Source organism: Streptomyces sp. NRRL S-118, from assembly GCF_000716335.1.
Classification (GTDB): domain Bacteria; phylum Actinomycetota; class Actinomycetes; order Streptomycetales; family Streptomycetaceae; genus Streptomyces.
Genome location: NZ_KL591004.1, coordinates 403,127 through 423,141 on the forward strand (window position 1 = coordinate 403,127; position 20,015 = coordinate 423,141).

Annotated in this window: 16 protein-coding genes; 11 read left to right on the plus strand and 5 right to left on the minus strand. The window is 72.8% G+C overall.

Annotated elements, in window-relative coordinates; translation table 11 throughout:
• Nucleotides 1-37: 37 nt before the first annotated feature.
• Nucleotides 38-1,006 carry a GlxA family transcriptional regulator gene (locus tag IH00_RS0111160; protein ID WP_031072234.1) on the minus strand — a complete coding sequence of 323 codons (969 nt, stop codon included), beginning with the start codon at nucleotides 1,004-1,006 and terminating at the stop codon, nucleotides 38-40.
• Nucleotides 1,007-1,170: 164 nt separating this feature from the next.
• Between IH00_RS0111160 and IH00_RS0111165 the strand changes: the two genes are divergently transcribed.
• The gene (locus IH00_RS0111165) at nucleotides 1,171-2,073 is read left to right on the plus strand and encodes an NAD(P)-dependent oxidoreductase (protein ID WP_031072236.1); all 903 of its coding nucleotides are present in this window, start codon (nucleotides 1,171-1,173) and stop codon (nucleotides 2,071-2,073) included.
• A 37-nt stretch (nucleotides 2,074-2,110) separates the two neighbouring features.
• Nucleotides 2,111-4,234, plus strand: a complete 2,124-nt coding sequence (locus tag IH00_RS0111170) for a SpoIIE family protein phosphatase (RefSeq protein WP_052411318.1) — start codon at nucleotides 2,111-2,113, stop codon at nucleotides 4,232-4,234.
• Nucleotides 4,235-4,237: 3 nt separating this feature from the next.
• On the opposite strand, the gene IH00_RS0111175 is transcribed toward IH00_RS0111170, so the two are convergent.
• The 3 genes from IH00_RS0111175 to IH00_RS0111185 all read right to left on the minus strand — a co-directional run bounded on the left by IH00_RS0111175 (nucleotide 4,238) and on the right by IH00_RS0111185 (nucleotide 7,578).
• The gene (locus tag IH00_RS0111175; protein ID WP_031072239.1) at nucleotides 4,238-5,878 is read right to left on the minus strand and encodes a sodium/solute symporter; all 1,641 of its coding nucleotides are present in this window, start codon (nucleotides 5,876-5,878) and stop codon (nucleotides 4,238-4,240) included.
• Entirely contained in the window at nucleotides 5,875-6,255 is a 381-nt protein-coding gene (locus tag IH00_RS43945) for a DUF485 domain-containing protein (RefSeq protein WP_234334820.1), read from the minus strand. Before IH00_RS43945 ends, IH00_RS0111175 begins: the two co-directional genes overlap by 4 nt.
• 99 nt (nucleotides 6,256-6,354) lie before the next feature.
• Complete coding sequence (locus tag IH00_RS0111185) at nucleotides 6,355-7,578, minus strand: PucR family transcriptional regulator (RefSeq protein ID WP_052411319.1); 1,224 nt, start codon at nucleotides 7,576-7,578, stop codon at nucleotides 6,355-6,357.
• Between the two features lie 538 nt (nucleotides 7,579-8,116).
• Here IH00_RS0111185 and IH00_RS0111190 point away from each other — a divergent pair.
• The 3 genes from IH00_RS0111190 (at nucleotide 8,117) to IH00_RS0111200 (ending at nucleotide 10,565) form a co-directional block, all read left to right on the plus strand.
• On the plus strand, nucleotides 8,117-8,584 hold the full coding sequence (locus IH00_RS0111190) for a GNAT family N-acetyltransferase (RefSeq protein WP_031072244.1): 468 nt from the start codon (nucleotides 8,117-8,119) through the stop codon (nucleotides 8,582-8,584).
• A gap of 56 nt (nucleotides 8,585-8,640) precedes the next feature.
• A complete protein-coding gene (locus tag IH00_RS42720) occupies nucleotides 8,641-9,084 on the plus strand; it encodes a hypothetical protein (RefSeq protein WP_158827777.1) in 444 nt (147 codons plus the stop codon).
• 182 nt (nucleotides 9,085-9,266) lie between these two features.
• Nucleotides 9,267-10,565, plus strand: coding sequence for an MFS transporter (locus IH00_RS0111200; protein WP_031072248.1), 1,299 nt, complete (start codon nucleotides 9,267-9,269; stop codon nucleotides 10,563-10,565).
• 34 nt (nucleotides 10,566-10,599) lie between these two features.
• Here the strand turns inward: IH00_RS0111200 and IH00_RS0111205 are convergent, their stop codons facing one another.
• Nucleotides 10,600-11,589 carry a LuxR C-terminal-related transcriptional regulator gene (locus IH00_RS0111205; RefSeq protein WP_234334821.1) on the minus strand — a complete coding sequence of 330 codons (990 nt, stop codon included), beginning with the start codon at nucleotides 11,587-11,589 and terminating at the stop codon, nucleotides 10,600-10,602.
• 360 nt (nucleotides 11,590-11,949) lie between these two features.
• Between IH00_RS0111205 and asnB the strand changes: the two genes are divergently transcribed.
• From asnB to IH00_RS0111235, 6 genes are read left to right on the plus strand one after another with little or no spacing between them, the layout of a single operon-like run.
• The gene (gene asnB / locus IH00_RS0111210; protein ID WP_031072252.1) at nucleotides 11,950-13,788 is read left to right on the plus strand and encodes an asparagine synthase (glutamine-hydrolyzing); all 1,839 of its coding nucleotides are present in this window, start codon (nucleotides 11,950-11,952) and stop codon (nucleotides 13,786-13,788) included.
• A gap of 48 nt (nucleotides 13,789-13,836) precedes the next feature.
• Nucleotides 13,837-14,691 (plus strand): TauD/TfdA dioxygenase family protein, encoded by an 855-nt coding sequence (locus tag IH00_RS0111215; RefSeq protein WP_031072254.1) that lies wholly within the window; start codon nucleotides 13,837-13,839, stop codon nucleotides 14,689-14,691.
• Nucleotides 14,692-14,701: 10 nt separating this feature from the next.
• Entirely contained in the window at nucleotides 14,702-16,312 is a 1,611-nt protein-coding gene (locus IH00_RS0111220) for a GMC family oxidoreductase (RefSeq protein ID WP_031072256.1), read from the plus strand.
• Nucleotides 16,309-17,316 (plus strand): DMT family transporter, encoded by a 1,008-nt coding sequence (locus IH00_RS0111225; protein ID WP_199819735.1) that lies wholly within the window; start codon nucleotides 16,309-16,311, stop codon nucleotides 17,314-17,316. Before IH00_RS0111220 ends, IH00_RS0111225 begins: the two co-directional genes overlap by 4 nt.
• A complete protein-coding gene (locus IH00_RS0111230) occupies nucleotides 17,313-18,572 on the plus strand; it encodes an ATP-grasp domain-containing protein (RefSeq protein ID WP_031072261.1) in 1,260 nt (419 codons plus the stop codon). Before IH00_RS0111225 ends, IH00_RS0111230 begins: the two co-directional genes overlap by 4 nt.
• A 58-nt stretch (nucleotides 18,573-18,630) precedes the next feature.
• The gene (locus IH00_RS0111235) at nucleotides 18,631-20,013 is read left to right on the plus strand and encodes a hypothetical protein (protein WP_031072270.1); all 1,383 of its coding nucleotides are present in this window, start codon (nucleotides 18,631-18,633) and stop codon (nucleotides 20,011-20,013) included.
• Nucleotides 20,014-20,015 lie beyond the last annotated feature (2 nt).

Genomic DNA, 20,015 nt, shown 5'->3' on the forward strand with positions numbered 1-20,015 from the left:
TCGGCGCCCGCGCCGTCCCGTACCGGGGGTGCGAGGGTCACGCCGGCGCCTTCCGGGGGAAGGCCCGCCGGTAGTCCCCGGGCGTCACCCCGACCTGCTTGAGGAAGTGGTGGCGCAGGTTGTTCGCGGTGCCGAGGCCGCTCAGCTCCGCGACCTTCTCGATCGGCAGGTCCGTCGCCTCCAGCAGGCTCCGCGCCAGGCCGAGCCGCTGGTCGAGGAGCCACTGCAGCGGGGTCGTCCCGGTGACGGCCCGCAGGCGCCGGTAGAAGGTCCGCGGGCTCATCGCGGCGCGCCGCGCCAGGTCCTCCACGGTGAGCGGCCGGTCCAGGTGGGTGCGGGCCCACTCCAGGGCCGGGGCCAGGGCGTCGTCGTCGGTGGCGGGTACGGGCAGGTCGATGAACTGGGCCTGGCCGCCCGGCCGGTGGGCGGGGACCACCATCCGGCGGGCGAGCTGGTTGGCGATGTGCGCGCCGAGGTCGCGGCGCACGAGGTGCAGGCACAGGTCGAGTCCGGCGGTCAGCCCGGCGCTGGTGAGCACGTCACCGTCGTCCACGTACAGCACCGAGTCGTCCACGTCCACCTTCGGGTAGCGGGCGGCCAGTTGGGCGGTGTGGAGCCAGTGGGCCGTGGCGCGGCGCCCGTCGAGCAGCCCCGCTTCGGCGAGGGCGAAGGCGCCGGTGCACAGGGAGACCACGCGGGCGCCCGCGTCATGGGCCGCGCGCAGGGCGGCGATCAGGTCGCGGGGCAGCGGGGCGCCGTCCTCGACGCAGGCGTCGGGGACCGAGGGGACGACGACCGTGTCGGCGCCGACGAGGTCGTCGAGCCCGTAGGGCGTCCGCAGCGACAGCCCGGCCGCGCCGCCGGGGGCCGTGCCGGCGGTGCCGCACAGCCTCAGCTCGTACCAGGGGTCGGCGAGATCGGGCTGCGGCTTGCCGAAGACGGTGCACGGGATGCTCAGTTCGTAGAGGTCCCAGGACGGGACCGGGATCTCCCCGGTCACCACCACGGCGACGGATCCGGGCCCGGCGGCAGTACTCATGCCGTGCAGCCTATGGCAGGAATTTGGTGGGGGACGTCACCGGTGCCACTGTTCCCGCGGGCCGGGCGCTGCGAGCGTGGTGCGTACGTGAGCGACCGCAACGTGCGTGACACACCCAGGAGTTGAAGAACATGCGTACCGAATCCCCCGATCGTCCGGAGCGCCCGGCGGTGACCGTCCTCGGGCTGGGCTCGATGGGAACGGCGCTGGCGGCGGCGCTGCTGGACCGCGGCCACCCGACGACCGTGTGGAACCGCTCGGCGGACCGGGCCCGTCCGCTCGCCGGCCGGGGCGCCCGGGTGGCCGCCACGGCCGCCGAGGCGGTCGCGGCCGCCCCCCTCGTGATCGTCTGTGTGCTCGACGACGCGGCGGTGCACGCGGTCCTCGACCCGATCGCCGACTCCCTCGCCGGCAAGGCCCTGGTCAACCTCACCACCGGCTCCCCCGAGCAGGCCCGGGCGACCGCCGGCTGGGCCGCGGCGCACGGCGCCGACTACCTCGACGGCGCGATCATGACGACCCCGCCGGGCGTCGGCAGCCCCGACATGATGTTCCTGTACAGCGGGTCGCCCACCGTCCTCGCGGAGCACAGCCCGGCCCTGGAGGCGCTCGGGGACCCGCTGCTCCTCGGGACCGACCCGGGCCTGGCCTCCCTGCACGACGTCGCGCTGCTCGGCCTGATGTGGTCCACCATGACCGGCTGGCTGCACGGCGCCGCGCTGCTCGGCGCCGAGAAGACGCAGGCCACGGACTTCACCCCGCTGGCGGTCCGCTGGCTGACCGCGGTGGCCGGCTTCCTGACCACCTACGCGCCGCAGGTGGACGCCGGGCGGTACCCGGGCGACGACGCCACCGTCGACGTGCAGATCGCGGCCATCGACCACCTCCTCCACGCCGCGGCCGCCCGGGGCGTGGACAACGCCCTGCCGGAGCTGCTGAAGGCGGCCATGGTGCGGGCGGCCGCCGCGGGCCACGGGTCCGACAGCTTCGCGAGCGTGATCGAGGTGCTGAGGCCCCCGGCGGCCCACGGCTGACCACATTCCGCCCGGTGTCCGCACAATGGATACACGGATGGGAAACGTGCGGAAGGGGGCGCCGGTGGCGCCGGACCGGTCGGGGGACGACAAGGCTCCCGGCCCGCTCTGGTCGGAGCCGGGAACGCTGCTGGAGCACGTACGCGTCGCGGTCTTCGGCATCGGCGGGGACGATCGCATCTGCTTCTGGGGGCCAGGCGCCCAGGACCTGTTCGGACACGACTCCGCCGCGGTGCTGGACCGGCCGGCCGGTGTGCTCTTCGCGGACCCGCCCGAAGGCGCCGCCCCCGGTGACGCGGGCACCGGCGCCGGGCCGGTGCCACTGGCCGAGCGCGGCCGCCGGCTCGGGTACTGGCGCGGCCGGCTGCGGGCCCGGCACCGGGACGGCACCCCCTTCGACTGCGGGTTCCGGGCGTTCCCGGTGACCGGAGCCGACGGGGCGTCGGTCGTCATGGCGCTGGCCAGCCGCAGCGACGAGCTCGACCGGGTGAAGACCAATCTGGCGTTCCTCGACTCGCTCTTCGAGACCTGCCCCATCGGGCTCGTCATGCTCGACGAGGAGCTGCGGTACGTCCACCTCAACCAGGCCCTCGCCGACATGGACGGCCTGTCCATCGAGGCCCACCTCGGCCGCCGGACCGGCGACATCATGATCACGTCCGACGGCGGCGAGTACGAGCGGGTGCTGCGGCGCGTCACCGAGGAGGGACGGCCCGTCGTGGGCGCGCTGGTCGGGGTGCGGACCCCCGGCCACCCGGACCGCGACCAGGTGCGGTCGGTGAGCTTCTTCCCGCTCAGCGGGGCGGTCGGCAGCCGCCCCGGGGTGGGCGGGCTGCTCGTGGACGTGACCGAGCGGGAGGAGGCGCTCATGGAGGCGAGCGCCCACCGCCGGCGGCTCGCCCTGCTGTACCGGGCGGCGGCGTCCATCGGCAGCACCCTGGACGTGGGCACCACCGCGCGGGAACTGGTCGGTGCCGCGGTCCCCGAGTTCTGCGAGGCGTCCGTGGTGGAGCTCGTGGAGTGGATGGACGAGCCCGAGGTGTTCGACCCCGGGCGGCCCCTGAACACCCGCCGGATCGCCTCCGGGACCACGCTCCCTCCGCCCGCCACCGAGCTGGTGAGCGGGCTGGAGAAGGTGACGTACCCGCCCGGCTCCGCGATCCACCGCATGATCACGGCGGGGAGGGCCGTCTCCGTACCGGTCAACGACGAGTTCATGACCCGGACCGTCATCCACCAGGAGCGGGCCCGGCTGCTCAGGGACAGCGGTCTGTCCTGCCTCCTCATCGCCCCGCTGATCGCGCGCGGCACGGTGCAGGGGCTCATCATGTTCGGCCGTTCCGCGGCCCGGCTGCCCTTCACCGAGCAGGACCTCGACCTGGCCGGTGAGCTGGCCTCCCGCGCCGCGCTCAGTCTGGACAACGCGCGCCTCTACAGCAGGGTGCAGGACATCGCGGTCACCCTCCAGCGCGCGCTGCTGCCGAGCGCGCTGGCGTCCAGCCCGTACGTCGAGTTCGCCCACCGCTACGTGCCCGGCAGCCACATCACCGAGGTCGGCGGCGACTGGTACGACGTGATCAACGTGTCCGGCGGCCGGGTCGCCCTGGTCGTCGGCGACGTCATGGGGCACGGCGTACCGGCCGCCGCGGCCATGGGCAGGCTCCGCATCACCGCCAAGGCGCTCGCCCGGCACAACCAGGAGCCCGCCGCGCTCCTCACCGAACTGGACCTGTGCGCCCAGGAGGCGGGCATCGAGCTGGCGACCTGCGTGTACCTCCTGTACGACCCCGCCACCGGACGGGCCCGGATCGCCAACGCCGGGCACCCTCCGCCCGTCGTGCGCCGGCCGGACGGCTCGGTCGACGTGATCGGTGACGTCCTGGGCGTGCCCCTCGGGGTGGGCGGCCACCGCTTCGGGACGACCGGCGTCGACCTCCCCGACGGTGCGGTCCTCGCGCTGTACACCGACGGCCTCGTCGAGGCGCGCGGCCGGGACATCGAGGACGGCGTGCGGGCGCTGTGCGGCGAACTGCGCCACGTGGGCGGCGGACTGGAGGCGGCGGCGGACCGCATCCTCGGGCGTCTGCTGCCCGGTCCGCCGCACGACGACACGGTGCTCGTCCTCGCGCGCGTCCGCCGCCGCCCCCCGCACGGCGCCTGACCCTCACCGGGGCCCCGGCGCTCCCGCCCGGTGGAGCTCCCCGGCCGCGGGGGCCCGCCGCCGTCCCAGCACGCTGCCCACCAGACCGAGCAGGAACGCCGCGGGCAGCGAGACGAGGACGACCGTCTGGAGCGGGAACCAGTCGAAGTGCCGGTCCGGGAAGAGGGCCGCGGGCGAGCCGGAGAACACCGGACCGGAGAGCTGGAGCCCGACGGCGCAGAACAGGCCGCCGTACAGGGTCCACAGCAGCCCGGTGCGGTTGAGGCCGCGCCAGAAGAAGGAGTACACCAGCGCCGGGAGCAGGCTGGAGGCCGCCACCGCCAGGGACAGGACGGACAGGAACTGCACGTTCCACCCCTGCACCCCGACCGCGAGGGCGATGCTCAGCACCCCGGCCCCGGCGGACGCGCAGCGGGCGGCGGCCACCTCGCGGCCCTCGGTGGTGCGCCCCTTCCGCAGTACCTGCGTGTACAGGTCGTGGGCGATCGCCGCGGCCGCCGCGAGGGTGACGCTCGCGACCACGGCGAGGGTGGTGAGGAAGACCGCGGAGGAGACCAGTGCGACGAGCAGCGCGCCGCCCGTGCCGGTGGCCGGGCCGCCCGCGAGCACGGCCGTGAGCAGCAGCAGGGCGCTGTTGCCGCCGGGATCCGCCCCGACGATGGCCGGTGCGCCGACCAGCGCGGCCGCCCCGAAGCCCAGCAGGGCCGTGGTGAGGCAGAAGGCCCCGACGATGCCGAGGGCGTGACGGACGGTACGGCGGGCGGCCGCCGCGTCGGGGGCCGCGCCGAGCTGCATGGTGACGTGGGGCAGGCACGCCACGCCCAGCACGATGGTGACCATCAGGCCGATGAAGTCCAGCGTGCTCTCCGCCCCGGTGCCGGCGGCGAACCGCAGGCCGGGGCGCAGGTACGCGTCCGGGCGGCCGCTGCCCTGCGCGGCGGCACCGATCAGGGAGTCGGTGTCCCAGCCGAAGCGGTTCAGGAGCACGGCCGCCACCGCCGCGGCGGCGCAGAGCAGCACCACCGTCTTGATCGCCTGGATGACGATGGTGCCCCGCATGCCGCCGAAGACCGTGGCGCACACGACGAGGGCCCCGATCATGACGACGGCCGTCTGCTCGACGCCCGGGCCGGACATCCCGAGCAGCGCGGCGGTGGTCGTCCCCGCGCCGGAGAGCTGGACGACCAGGTACGGGACGCAGGCGCTCAGCGTCACCACGGCGACCGCGATCCGTACCGCCGGCCCGGGGGCGCGCAGCGCGAGCGTGTCGCCCAGGGTGTAGCCGGCGCGGCGCCGCAGGGGCTTGGCCAGCAGGAGGAGCACGCCGAGCGACAGCACGGTGCACAGGGCGATGAACAGGCCGTCGTAGCCGTAGATCGCGACGCTGCCCGTGGTGCCGAGGACGGTGGCCGCGGACAGGTAGACGCCGGCGAGGACGAGCGCCCCGCGCAGCGGCCGCAGCCTGCGGCCGGCCGTGTAGAAGTCGTCGACGCGGTCCCGCTCGGGTCCGCTGAGCACGCAGATGAACAGGACGGGGACGACGAAGGCCAGGAAGCCGACGAGGACCAGGTCGCGGGCGTCCCGGTCGAGGGCGCCGGAGGTGGCGAGGAGGATGTCCGCACTCGGACGCGTACCGGTGCTCATCGGTCGTACCGCACCGCCGTCCACAGCAGCAGGGAGACCTGGAGGAGCAGCGCCGCCACACCGATGGTGATCCCGCCCCACAGGCCGGTGGCCATGAGGCCGGGGGCCCAGCAGGCGAGGATCACATGGACGGCGAAGACGGCTCCGTTGACGACGGCGAAGGTCGCGCCGGTGCGGTGACGGGGCCCGGTAAGGGGCGCGGACGCGGATGCGGGTGCGTACGGCCCGCCGGGCGGACGGCCGGAGGGACGGGCGGGGGCGTACGGCTCCTGGGGGTACGGCTCCGGGGAGTAAGGGTGGTCGGGGAAGTACGGATGGTCGGGGAAGTACGGATGGTCGGGCGAGTACGGATGGGCATGGGCGTACGGGTCGGCCATGGCGTCTCCTGGCGGCGGAGGGTCGGGTGCGGGGGCGGCACACCAGAGCAGCCGACGCGGCCCCGCCCGTCCAGGCGTCCGGCCCAGGGCAGTGCACGGTCACAACGCCGGGCGGCTCCGGCTGTGCTGACTCCCAAGCAGGGCCGCGGCCGGGCCGAGGAGCCGGTGTGCGTCGAACGCGAGCGTCAGGCGCAGCAGGTCGCGCGGGCGGGTCAGCGAGAGCCCGGTGATCTGCTCGACGCGGCGCAGCCGGTTGAGCACGGTGTTGCGGTGGCAGAACATGCGCCGGGCGGCCTGGGCGGCGGAGCCGCCGTGTTCGATCCACACCCCGAGGGTGGTCAGCAGCGTCTCGCGATCGGCGGGTTCCAGGTCGTACAGCGGGCGCAGGACCTGGTGCGCCAGTTCGGCGGCCAGGTCGGGGCGTGAGACCAGCAGGCCGTCGGGCAGCCGCGCGTCGAGCCGGACGACCTCGCCGCCGGCCCGGCAGGTGCGCAGGGCCAGCGCGGCCATGTCGCGGGCCCGGGCCAGGCCGTCCAGGCCCTGGACGACCGGGCTGATCCCGATGCGGACACCGGCGCCGGGCCGCAGACCGGCGGCGAGCGCGTCCAGGGGCAGGGCGCCCAGGTGGGCGACGAGCACGTCCCGGTCCGCGGCGGCGTGCCGCAGGATCCGGATGCCGGGCACCTCCGGGGTGCTCCACGGCTCCCCGCCGTACGGCGGCGCCGCCACCGCGGCCACCGCGTACCGCCCGTCGAGCGGCAGGTCGAGGACCGCGGCCGCGTCGCGGGCGAACGCCGGGTCGTCGCGGGTCTCCAGCAGGGCGGCGAGGATCAGCCGGACGCGCTCGGTGTGCCGGCTGGCGACCCCCTCGGCGGCCTGCCGGTAGGCGTCGGCGACCAGCACGGCGTCGCGGTCGTTGCTCTTCCAGACGAGTTCGGCGACGTGGACGAGCTGGCGCACGTCGCCGAGCCCGTCGCGCTCCACCACGCCGATGATCCCGCTCCACACGCTGGAACCGGCCACCCGGAAGGCGTGCAGCACCTCGTCGAGGGGCCGCCCCTGCTCCGCCCGCCGTACGCCCAGCTCCCTGGTGTACCGCTCGACGTCCACGATCCGGTCCGGCTCGAGGCCGGCCTCCAGCCCGTGGCGGATGCCGTTGCCCACGGTCGTGCGCACGTCGGGCGGGGCGAGCACGGGATCGGCGTAGTACGGCACGTCGGCGCGGATCCTCGCCACGACCGTGTCCGTGAACGCGCTGCCCCGCTCCAGCAGGCGCCGGCAGGCGAGGTGGAAGAGCTCCTGCGGGGCGGAAATGTGCTGCATGGCGCCTCCATGCCGTCCGGAGGGCCACCATGCTAAGCGGTTGCTTAAGCGCAAGCGAGATTTCGGCCGATGCGTTCCGAATCGTGACCTGGCGCGTACCGCGTCGCCGTCCGGCGCCCCGGCCTGAGGTCTCCGGTCGGCTCCGGCGGTCGGGGTGGGCGGCCGGCCACCGGCATCGGGCGGCCGCTCCGCCGACCGGCCGGCCGGCCTCCCGCTCCCAGGTGCCCGGCACCCACTCGATCACGGCCGGCGTCGGGTCCTGCTCGTCCTCGAACCGGTGGTGGAGCGCACCGCACGTGCAGCCGGCATCCCTGGCCGCCTGTTCCAGGGCGAGGTTGCCACGGGTGTGTCCCTGTGCGTGGGGCGCGGGCCGCCACGCGTCCGCTATGTGCCCGTTTCCGGGGGCAGGCAGCAAGCTGCCGTACAGCTTGCTGCGCGATGCGTGTCTTCAGGGGGAATGCCCCGGCCTGGCAGCATCGGCCCACGACACGGGCCACCGGGCCTTCTCCGCCCCGCGTGAAGGGACACCGCCCCACCGATGGACATCTCGACCGACGACCTCTCCGCCTCCGACGTCGTCGCCCTCCTGGAGGAGCACCTGGCGGAACTGCGGTCCGTCACGCCGCCGGAGAGCGTGCACGCCCTCGACCTCGACGCGCTGCGCCGCCCCGAGGTGACGTTCTGGTCCGTCCGGGACCACGGGGTCCTCCTCGGCTGCGGCGCCGTCAGGCGCCTGGACGCGCACCACGGCGAGATCAAGTCGATGCGTACGTCGTCCGCCGCGCAGCGCAGGGGCGTGGCCGCCGCACTCCTCGCCCGCATGCTGTCGGAATCCGCCCGGGCGGGGTTTCGCCGGATCAGTCTGGAAACCGGAACGGAAGAATTCTTTGCGCCCGCGCGGGCCTTGTACGAGAAATTTGGTTTCTCCTACTGCCCTCCCTTCGGTGAATATCAGGAAGACCCCAACAGCGCCTTCATGACGAAGCTCCTCGTGCCCCTTGTGTAGCGGTATGGCGGCTTCTCCTTGTTTACCCGGATGTGTCGCTTGCGCATCTTGCTGCCATGCAGCTTCGTGAGTCGCCGGGCGCACCACACACCGATGCCTGGCGTGGCAGTGTGATGCGCACGCCGCACCGCCGGCCAGTGCCGAAAGCAGAAGAACCGGCCGGGACGAAATCGAACCGGCCGGAACGCAAAGAACCGGCCGGGAGCGGAAAACCAGCCGGGAGCAGGAAAGAACCGGCCGGACGGAAAGAGAACCGGCCGGGGCGGCTGTGGCGAAAAGAGATCAGGAAACCCGACGTGAAGGAACGTGCCGTGAAACGTCTGCGTCAGACCCTTCTTACCGGATGCGCCCTGGCCGTGGCGGCCCTCGGAGTGTCCGCCGGACCCGGCCAGGACGACACCGGATGGGGCCGGAACGTCGCGAAGGCGACGACCGGAATCACGACGGCCGGCACGGGCACGGCGAACGCCGTCACCGGTGACGACACCGGCTGGGGCTGACCGGGCCGCGGCGCCGGCCGAGTCGCCGCTCCGCATCTCCGGGGAACGACAGCCCGGAACCCATCCGCTTCCCGCCCGGCCAGTGGAGTCGACGAGGACACCACCGGCCGGTGCCGAACTCCCTTTCCGCCCGGTGCCGTCATGGGCGCGTCCGATCAGACACCCATAGGGGATGAGCGAAGATGACGCACTGGTCACCAGTGGCGGACGACCCCGTGACCCGTCCCCCCGCCAATGGGTTCCGGCAACTCGTCGCCGGCGCCGTGGGCAACGTGGTGGAGTGGTACGACTGGCACGTCTACACGTTCCTCGCCGTCTACATCGCGGCCGAGATCTTCCCCGGCAAGGCGGGAAACCCGCTCGTTCCGCTCCTCGCGACGTTCGCCGTCTTCGCCGTCGGCTTCTTCGCCAGGCCGGTGGGCGGGCTCCTGCTCGGCGCCGTCGCCGACCGGCACGGCCGGCGGACCGCGCTGACCACGACGGTCCTGCTGATGGGCGCGAGCTGTCTGCTGATCGCGGCGACCCCCACCTACGCCACGGCCGGGATGCTCGGACCCGTCGTCCTGGTCCTCGCGCGGCTGCTCCAAGGGGTGTCGGCCGGCGGGGAGTTCACGGCCAGCACCACCTTCCTCGTGGAGTCCGCCGGGCATGGCCGGCGCGGCCTGTTCTCCAGCTTCCATTACGTGTCCGCCACGATCGGACAGGTCCTCGCCTCCGGTACGGCGACGCTGATCGTGTTCACCCTCCCCGAGCAGGACATGCGCGACTGGGGCTGGCGGCTGCCGTTCCTCATCGGCGCGGTGCTCAGCCTGGCCGGCCTGTGGATCCGGCGGGGTGCCGAGGAACCGCGCGGCCGGTGGCAGATGGAGCGGCGGCCCGGCCTGTTCCACGCGCTGCGCCACCACCCCCGGGAGTCGTTCCTGATCTGCGGCATCACGATCGGCGGCACCATCGCCTTCTACACGTGGACCGCCTACCTGCCCACGTACGCCCAGGTGAACCAGGGGTTCGACAAGAGGCAGGCCCTGCTGGTGGGCACCGTCTCGCTGATCTTCTTCGCCCTGGTCCAGCCGCTCGGCGGGCTGCTGTCGGACCGGCTCGGCCGGCGTCCCCTGCTGATCGGGTTCGCGGTGGGGACGGCCGTGCTGTGCGTGCCGCTGATCGACCTGATCACCCCCGGATCCTTCCTGTCACTGCTCTTCGTCCAGTGCGCGGGCATGCTGCTGCTCACCGGCTACTCCTCGATCGCGGCGGCGGTGAACGCCGAGGTGTTCCCGGCCCGTGCGCGCGCCGCCGGGATCGGCTTCCCGTACTCGCTCACGGTGGCCCTGTTCGGCGGGACCGCCCCCTATGTGGGGACGGCCCTCGACGCCGCGGGCGCTGCCGGTGTCTTCCCCTGGTACGTGGCCGCGCTCTGCCTGGTGTCGGCGCTCGTCTACCTGCGCCTGCCGGAGACCGCGCACGAGCCACTGGAGCAGTAGCGGGGCGGGCGGCGGCCCCGCCGCACCGACCGCATCAGGCGCCGACCGCTTCCTGGGTGGCGAGCATGTGCCCCGCCTGGAAGCGGCTCTGCGCGCCCAGCTCCGCCATGATCTCGGCGACGTAGCGGCGGCAGGTCCGCACCGACATGCCCAGACGGTTGGCGATCGACGCGTCCGTCATGCCCTCGGTCAGCAGCCGGATGATGCTCTGCCGCAGGTCGTCCGCGATCTCCACCCGGGTGTCCGCGCTGCCCACGAACGGCTCGGCGGCCAGCCACAGCCGTTCGTACGTCTCGGTCACGAAGGCCACCACATGGGGCTCCCGGATCAGCGCCGCGGCGTGCGGCCTGCCCGGCACCGCGATCAGCGCGGCCTTCCGGTCGAAGATCAGCAGCCGGGTGAAGTGGTCGTCCAGCGTGCGCACATGGGCGCCGAGCTGCGTGACCCGGTCGACGTACACGGTGGTGCCGCGGCTGAACCGCGCCGTGTGCTGGTAGAGGATCTGCATCCGCACGCCCCGGTGCAGGGCCGCCTCGTCACGCGGCATCGCCTCCTCCAGGATGCTCTCCTCGCGCCGCCCGCCGGGCTGGGCGGTGAGGATCTCCTCCCGGCACTGCTGGGTGAGGTCGGCGATGACCGCCCGGACGTCGGCGAGGTTCTCCAGCACCTGGAACGGGCTGTGCTGTTCGCCCGTGCCGGACAGGCACGCCTCGAAGTCCGGGACGAACGCCATGAGTTGCTCGCGGGTCTGCTCGATCTGCGTGCGCTGCAGCCGGATGCCGCGCTCCAGTGGACCGATGACGTCCGCCGCCGCCTCCGCCGGGGACACCGCGACGAGGCGGTCGCCCGCCCGGCCGCGCAGCAGCCCCATCGTCAGCAGCCGGGTCACCGCCGCCTCGGCCCGGGGCCGGTGCAGCCCGAGCGCTCCGGCCAGTTCGGTGAGTGCCACGCCGCCCGCCCCCTGGGCCAGGGCGTAGCCGTACAGGCGGTGCAGCGTTTCTCGATCAGGTGCTTCCGTGCTCATCAGGCGTATGCCCCCCTGCCCGTCGACTGCATGACCAGCCCAGCCCCCGAACTCAGGATTACCCATGGGTCACGGGATGCACATCCCTGTTCCACATCCTGAGAGACGGTTTCTCGCCGCCGTGTCCTGATGGGTTTTTGCCCGGCCCGCCCGATTCGTTCGCGCGGCACCAAGCTGTCACGCAGCAAGCTGATCGTCTTTCCCGCTGATGCACGCCATTCCGCTGTGCCATCGTCGTTCTCGTCCCGCCCGGAGAAAACAGCTCCCGCAGAGGACTTCCTTCCCTCGTCAGTTATCTCGCTGTACTTCGCCGTTCCCGAATACGGCGGGTGGGCGGGGCGTGCCACAGGAGATGATCGAGTGAGCGGCTTGGTGGGCTGGGTCGACTTCCACCACGACCTGACCAAGGAGGAGCCCGTCGTCCACGCGATGACGGATTCCATGCGCAACCGCGGTCCCGACACCAAGGGGACCTGGATCTCCCGGACCGCCGCACTCGGGCACCGGGACCTGCTCACCACCACGGTGCACGGCGAGCAGCCCTTCGCGTCGCGCGTCGGCGGAAAACCGGTCACCGTCACCGTCGCGGGCACCCTCCACAACCGGCGGGAACTCGCGGCCGACATCGAAGCCGCCGGAGGAAATCCCGGGGAACGCACCGACGCCGAATTGTTCTTACAGGCGTATCTGCTCTGGGGGAACCGATTCGTCGAACGTGTCGACGGCGTCTTCGGATTCGCCGTCTGGGACGGCCGGACGCAGCGCCTCGTACTCGGCCGCGACCGGGTCGGAATCAAGCCGCTCTACTACTCCGCGTACGACGGCGGAATCCTCTTCGCGTCCGTACCGAAGGGGATCATGGCGAATCCCCGCTTCACGGCACGGCTCGACCTCCGAGCGCTCCCCGTCGCCCTCCAGCCCCGGCTGGCCCTGCCCGGGGAGACCCCGCTCCTCGGCCTGTACGAGGTCCCCCCGGGCCACGTGCTGACGTACACCCGGTCCGGCCTGACCAAGGACCGCTACTGGCAGCTCACCAGCGCACCCCACGGCGACTCCTTCGAGACGACCGCACGCCGGGTCCGGGAGCTGCTGGAGGACGCCGTGGAGCGCCAGGCCGCCACGGACGGCCCCCTCGGCGCCATGCTGTCGGGCGGGGTGGACTCCACCTCCGTCGCCGCCCTGGCCGTACGGCAGTTGCGCCGGACCGGCTCCGAGCGGACGCTGGACACCTACTGCGTGCAGTTCGAGAGCGACCCCGCCCACTTCGTGGCCACCGAGCTGCGGCCCGACGTGGACGCCCCGTACGCCGCGGCCGCCGCCGAGTTCATGGGCAGCCGGCACCACACGCTGACCGCCACGGTCCAGGACCTGCTGGACGTCATCCCGGACACCCGGCGCGCCCGCGACCTGCCGGGCTGGGGCCAGTTCGACGCGTCGATGTACCTGCTGTTCCGCGAGATGCGGGGCAACGGCACCGTGGCGCTGACCGGCGAGGCCGCCGACGAGGTCTTCGGCGGCTACCCGTACTTCTTCAAGCAGGAGGTGGTCGGGCGCCGGAACTTCCCGTGGCTGGGCGACGGGCCCAAGCTGTCGCGGTACCTGTCCCCGGACCTGATGGCGCTCGTCGACCCCGAGGAGGACGAGCGCGCCCGGTACTCCGAGATCGTCTCGCAGGTGCCCCGGCTCGACGGCGAGGACCCGGAGAACGCCCGCATGCGGGAGATCTTCCACCTCGGTCTCGCCGGCCCGCTGTCGGTCATCCTCGACCGCAAGGAGCGCATGAGCTCCTTCAACGGCCTGGACGTACGGGTGCCGTTCTGCGACCACCGCCTGCTCGAGTACGTCTGGAACGTGCCCTGGTCGCTGAAGTCGCGGGGCGGGGTGAAGGGACTGCTCAAGGCGGCCATGTCCGATGTCCTGCCCCCGAGCACGGTCCACCGCAAGAAGAGCGCCTACCCGCACGTGCAGAACCCGGAGTACGACCGGACGCTGGTGCGCGCCGCGTCCTGGATCGCCAACGACGCCGCGTCGCCCCTGGCCGGCCTGTTCGACACCGCACGGCTGAACGGCCTGATCGAGCGGATCCGCAACAACGCGATCGACGCGGAGCTGCCCGGCGGATCGAACCAGGCCGCGCTCCTCATCCAACTCGTCGAGCTGCACACGTGGGTGGACGAGTACGGAGTATCGCTGCCCTGACCGGCCCGGGGCGCCGCCACATCCACAGCAATCCGCAAGGGAGCACCCATGCTTGAGCTGGTACCCATCACCGAGTCCATCGGCACCGAAGTGCGCGGGGTCGACGTCACGGCCGGTCTCTCCGACAGCGACTTCGAGCGCGTGTACCGGGCCTGGCTGGACACCACGATCCTGCTCGTCCGCGGCCAGGACATGACGCCCGCGCAGCACATCGAGTTCACCCGGCGGTTCGGCGAGATCTACACGTACACCCGCTCCCAGTTCAACGACCAGGAGTATCCCGAGATCCTGATCCTGTCGAACAAGAAGGAGAACGGGAAGCCGATCGGCTCCGCCTACAGCGGCCGTGTCTGGCACAGCGACGGCCACTTCCTGACCGACCCCCCGGTCGGCTCCATGCTGTACGCCCGCGAGGTGCCGCCCGTGGGCGGCGACACGTGGTACGGCAACATGTACGCCGCCTACGACGCCCTGCCCGAGCGGGTCAAGGAGCGGATCGAGGACCTCCGGGTCGTCATCAGCCGCGTCCAGTCGCGCCCGTACAACTACCCGGACCGCCCCGCGCCCACCCCCGAGGAGCGGGCCGAGTGGGTGGACGTCAGCCACCCCGTCGTCCGCGTCCACGAGGAGACCGGGCGCAAGGCCCTGATGGTGGGCGGCAACGTGCCGTGGCGGATCGAGGGGATGCCCGAGGAGGAGAGCCTCCCGCTGGTCACCTTCCTCCAGGAGTTCGCGGTCCAGCCGGGGTTCACCTACCGCCACACGTGGCAGCCCGGCGACATCCTCCTGTGGGACAACCGCAGCGCCATGCACCGGGCCACCTACTACGACCACGTCGCGCACACCCGGCTGCTGCACCGGACCACGATCACGGGGCGGCGCACCACCGCCGCCGCGGCCTGAGCGGGCGGCCATGAAGACGTACGACTACATCATCGTGGGCGCCGGCGCCGCGGGCTGCGTGCTCGCCGGGCGGCTGACCGAGGACCCGTCCATCAGCGTCCTGCTGCTCGAATCGGGCCGCGAGCGGCACAGCCCGCTCCTGTCCGTCCCGGCGGCCGAGACGGTGCTCATGGGCAACCCGAAGTACGACTGGTGCTTCGAGACCGACGCCGACCCGACGATCGAGGGCCGCAGCGTCCGGATCCCGCGCGGGCGGCTCCTCGGCGGATCCAACGCCATCAACGGCATGATCTACGTTCGCGGCCAGAAGGAGGACTACGACGACTGGGCGGCGCTCGGCAACGAGGACTGGTCCTGGTCCGGCGTCCTGCCCTACTTCAAGAGCCTGGAGCGGGCGGACGGCATCGGTGGCGAGAACCGGGGCCGCGACGGCCTGATCTCGGTCGGCCTGCCCCGCGACCGCGACGAGCTGTGCGACGCGTTCGTCGAGGCCGGCGTGAAGGCCGGCTACCCGGAGAACCCCGACTACAACTCCGGTGACCAGGAAGGCTTCGGCTACTACCAGGTCAATCACGAGAACGGCCGCCGCTCCTCCGCCGCCGGCACCTACCTGAAGGCGGCGCGCCGCCGGCCCAACCTCACGCTGCTGACGGAGGCGCACGTCGGGCGGCTGAGGTTCGAGGGCAGGCACTGCACCGGCGTCGAGTTCCGCCACGACGGCCAGGAGCAGCGGGCCGGCAGCCGCCACGACGTCATCGTCAGCGCGGGCGCCGTGCAGTCCCCGCAACTGCTGGAGCTCTCCGGCATCGGCTCCGCACGCGTGCTCTCCGACAGCGGAGTGCCCCTCGTGCACCACCTGCCCGGCGTCGGGGAGAACTTCCAGGACCACTTCGCCGCCCGGCTGCGCTGGCGGGTGCGCCGCCCCATCACCTTCAACGAGCGCTCCCGCGGGCTCGGCCTGCTGCGCGAACTCGCCGTCTACGCGCGCGAGCGGCGCGGGCTGCTCAGCCTGCCCATCGCCCTCGGGCACGGCTTCGTCCGGACCTCGGACGAGGAGACCCGTCCCGACGTGCAGTTCCACTTCGCACCGGCCAGTTACGGCGAGGGATCGAGCCGGCGGCTCGACACCTCGCCCGGCATGACCGTGGGCGTCTACCCGCTGCGGCCGGAGTCCAAGGGCTCCATCCACATCCGCTCGCGCGACCCGCTGACCCCGCCCGCGATCCGGCCGCGCTTCCTCGACGCGGAGGCCGACCGCACCCGGCTGGTGGCGGGCATGCGCATCGCCCGCCGCATCGTCGAAGGCGCGAGCTTCGATCCGTACCGCGAGTACGAACTGGTGCCCGGTCGCGGCGTCACCGGGGACGAGGAGCTCCTCGCCTACGCCCGGGCGCACGGCGACACCTCCTACCACCCCGTCGGCACCTGCCGCATGGGCGGCGACGAGGGCGCGGTGGTGGACCAGCGGCTGCGGGTGCACGGTGTGCGGGGCCTGCGGGTGATCGACGCCTCCGTCATGCCGGCCATGGTCTCGGGCAACACCAACGCCGCGAGCCTCATGATCGGCGAGAAGGGCGCCGCCCTCGTCCTGGCGGACCACCGCGCGGGGCGCGCCGCGTGACCAGCCGGGCGCGGGCGGATTCACCGGGGCGGCCCGCCGCCCCGGGCACCGCGGAGGGGACGTCCGGCTCCGTGGCGGGCCCGCCGGGAGAGGGCTCGCCGGGTCGCGGCATCGCCTACGTGTCGGCGTTCCTGGTCCTGGCGAACGCCAACGCGGTCTTCTCCGGGAACCTGCTCCAGAGCATGCACCCCTTCACGTTCCTGTTCTGGAGCTTCTTCGCCGGCGCCCTGTTCTTCGGCACGGTCCTGGTGGTCCGCGACGGACCGGGGGCTCTCAGGGTCGGACGGGCGTCGAGCGTGCCCCTGCTGATCCTGAACGGGACGACCGCCTTCAACTGGATCGGCTACTTCTACGCCCTGCACTTCATCGAGCCCGCCATCGTGAGCGCCATGATGGGCGGCCTCGGCCCGCTCGTCACCATCGCGCTGGAGCGGATCCTGCGGGGCCGGCGCTTCCCCCGGCGGGTCTACGTACCGGCCGCCGGGGTGCTGCTCGGGGCCGGGATGCTGGCCTGGGGCTCCCTGACCGGCCAGTCCGGACTCGCCGGGGTCAGCGTGGCGGCCTCCGTCACCGGGCTGCTCGCGTCGGTGGTGGCCGGGGTGTCGCAGGCCCTCAACACCGTGGCGACCAAGCAGCTCGGCGACCGCGGGTGGGGCGCCACCCGGATCATGACGCACCGCTTCCACCTGCTGCTGGCCGTGGCGGCCGTACTGGCGCTGAGCGGACCGGGGCTGTCGGTCGGCGGGGCGTCACAGGCCGGGCTGCTCGCGGTGGCGACCGTGCTCGGCGTCATCGCACCGCTCTGGCCGCTGCAGCGCGGCATCATCCTCTCCGAGCCGTTCACCGTCGCGGCCCTGCTGGCCCTGGCACCCCTCCTGACCTACCTGTTCCAGGGCTTCGACGCGCGCATGGAGTGGTCCGCCCTCTCGGCGGCCGGCTGCGCCGTGGTCGCGGTCTTCACCGTCCACGGAACACGCATCACCCACAAGGGAAACGTGGCATGACTATGACATCACGAAAAGTGCTGGTCGTCGTCGACGGCTACTCGTCGGGGTCGCAGCTTCCGCGCGTGATGGCGGAACGCGGCTGGGACTGCGTCCACGTCTCGGCGCTGGAGGACATCCCCGACTACTACCGGGAGACGTTCGACCGGGACGCGTACCTCGACCACTTCGCCCACGGCGGGGACACCGCCGGGCTCGTCCGCGACCTGGCGGCGTACCGCCCGTCGGCCGTCGTCCCCGGCACGGAGAGCGGCGTCATCGTCGCGAGTCTCCTGGCGGACGCCCTCGGCCTCCCCGGGAACGACCCGGCCCGCAGCAACGCCCACCGCGACAAGTACGAGATGCACAACCGCCTCCGGGAGGCGGGTCTGCGCAGCATGGACCACTACCTCGCCCACGACGCCGCGGGCCTCCTGGCCTGGGCCGACGAGGGCTCCTGGCCGGTGGTCCTGAAACCGCGGGCCAGCGCGGGGACGGACTCGGTCACCTTCTGCCCGGACCGGGCCGCGCTGGAGGAGGCGTTCCACCGGCTGCACGGAGCCGTCAACCGGATCGGCGAGCGCAACGACGCCGTCCTCGCCCAGCGGTTCCTGTCCGGCCAGGAGTACTTCATCAACGGCGTCAGCGCCGACGGCCGGCACCTCGTCACGGAGATCTGGCGCACCGACAAGATCAGCGTGCCGGGCGCCGGAGCGATCTACGACCGCAGCGTCCTGCTGGACCCCACGACGCCCGCGACGAAGGAGATCACCGGCTACGTCCACGACGTCCTCGACGCCCTCGGCATCCGCTGGGGCGCCCACCACACCGAGCTGATGGTGGGGGACGACGGGCCGACGCTCATCGAGTGCGCCGCCCGCCTCTCCGGGGGCCTCAACCGGGACGCGGCCCGCCACGCCGTCGGCACCAGCATGCTGGACCTGCTGGCCGACCTGGTGACCGAGGGACCGGCGTCCGTGCACCGGCTCCGCGAGGCGCAGCGCCCCCACCGGTTCCCGCTGTGGCAGGTGCAGTTCATCTCCGACCGGGCCGGTGTGGTGAAGGAATCCTTCTACGCCGAACTGCTCGCCTCCCTCAGCAGCACGACCTGGCTGCAGAAGGCGCCCTCACCGGGCGACGCGGTCAGCGTCACGACCGACCTCTTCTCCAGCCCCGGCATCGTCTTCATGACCCACGCCGACCCCGCGGTCCTGCAGCGCGACTACGAGACCGTCCGCGCGTGGGAGCGCGAACAGCGCCTCTTCACCCTCGCGTAGCCGCGCCGCCCGGCGCACGCCGCAGCACCGAGAACACCTTCCCCAGAAGGGCAATCCAGTGTCCGAAGAACACCCCGCCGACCGCTTCGACTACGCCCGCAACCTCCCCGGGGCCGGGACCTACCGCGCCTACCGCGGCACCTTCTGGCCGCCCGCGCCCGGCTACGAGGTGTCCTGCCTCGACCTGGCCCCGTACGTCCCCGGCCTCGGCCCGGACTTCGCGCGCGGCCTCGCCGCGCTGAAGTCCGCCGTGGAGGACGAGTGGCGGACGGTCAAGGAGATCGGCATCCCGGCCCGGCGGCGCTTCAACGACCCCGGGGCGATCTCCCGGGCGATGCGCGCGATCATCCCGCACCTGACGGGCGCGGCCGACCGGCGCGCCCTCACCCTGCGCGCCGACGCGGTCGAGCACGGCTACACCGACGAGATCCTCGAGGAGCTCGCGGGCCTCGACGAGGAGCTCACGGTCGTCGCCGGCCAGATATCCACCTGGTACGGCAAGGAGGTCCGCGGCCTGCCGACCGCCTTCGCCTGCCGGCGCGACGACCGCAGCCAGGCGCACGTCGACCGCGCCCTGGAGGACAGGACCGAGGCCGAGGGGTACCTGCGCGGCCTCCACCCCGACCTCCGCCTGGGCGACGTGCCCGCCTTCGGCGTGACGGACCTCTTCCACATGGCCGGCGAGGGCAACCTCCACCCCAAGCACATCGCCTACTTCCTGCCGGAGGACGAGGGCGTCAAGTACTCGCCCTTCAAGAAGACGTTCTACTTCCGCAACACCCACCGGGCGCTGCTGGAGAGCATCTCCGCGCCCCTCGCCGACCGCCACATCCGCACCGGCGACACGTTCGACCCGGCCGACGCGCGGTTCGCCACCATCCCCGTCCTCGGTGTCCTCAGCCATGAACTGGGCCACTTCGTGCACCGCCCGGTCACCGACTACAAGGCGCTGAACGAAGCGGAGCGCTGGGCCTCCGTCGTCCTCCAGGAAGTCGCCGCCGACGTCTTCGGCATCCTGATCCTCGCCGACGTCTGGGCGCGGCGCACCGGTCTCCCGGCCGGCGACGTCGTCGCCTACTACCTGGCGGAGTGCCTGCGCTACGTCGACCGCGGGCTCGGCCACTTCCCCGACAGCGACGGCATGTTCCTCCAGCTGTCCTACTTCGTCCAGCTCGGCGCGCTCACCCTCGACGAGCAGGACGGCCCCCGCCTGACCGGCCGGCCCGAGGCCGTCCTGGCCGGGCTGCGGTCCCTGGCCCGGGTGCTGGCCGACACGCTGCTCGCGGACCGGGCCGACGCGTCCGTCGCGCTCCACCGCGCCTTCGGCCCCGCCACCGGCGCCCCCCTGCGGCCGCTCGTGGACGGGCTGCGCCGCCGGCCGTCCACGTCGGTCGAGTACACGCAAGAACACATCCACGCCACGAGCCGTTCCGCCGCTTAGGA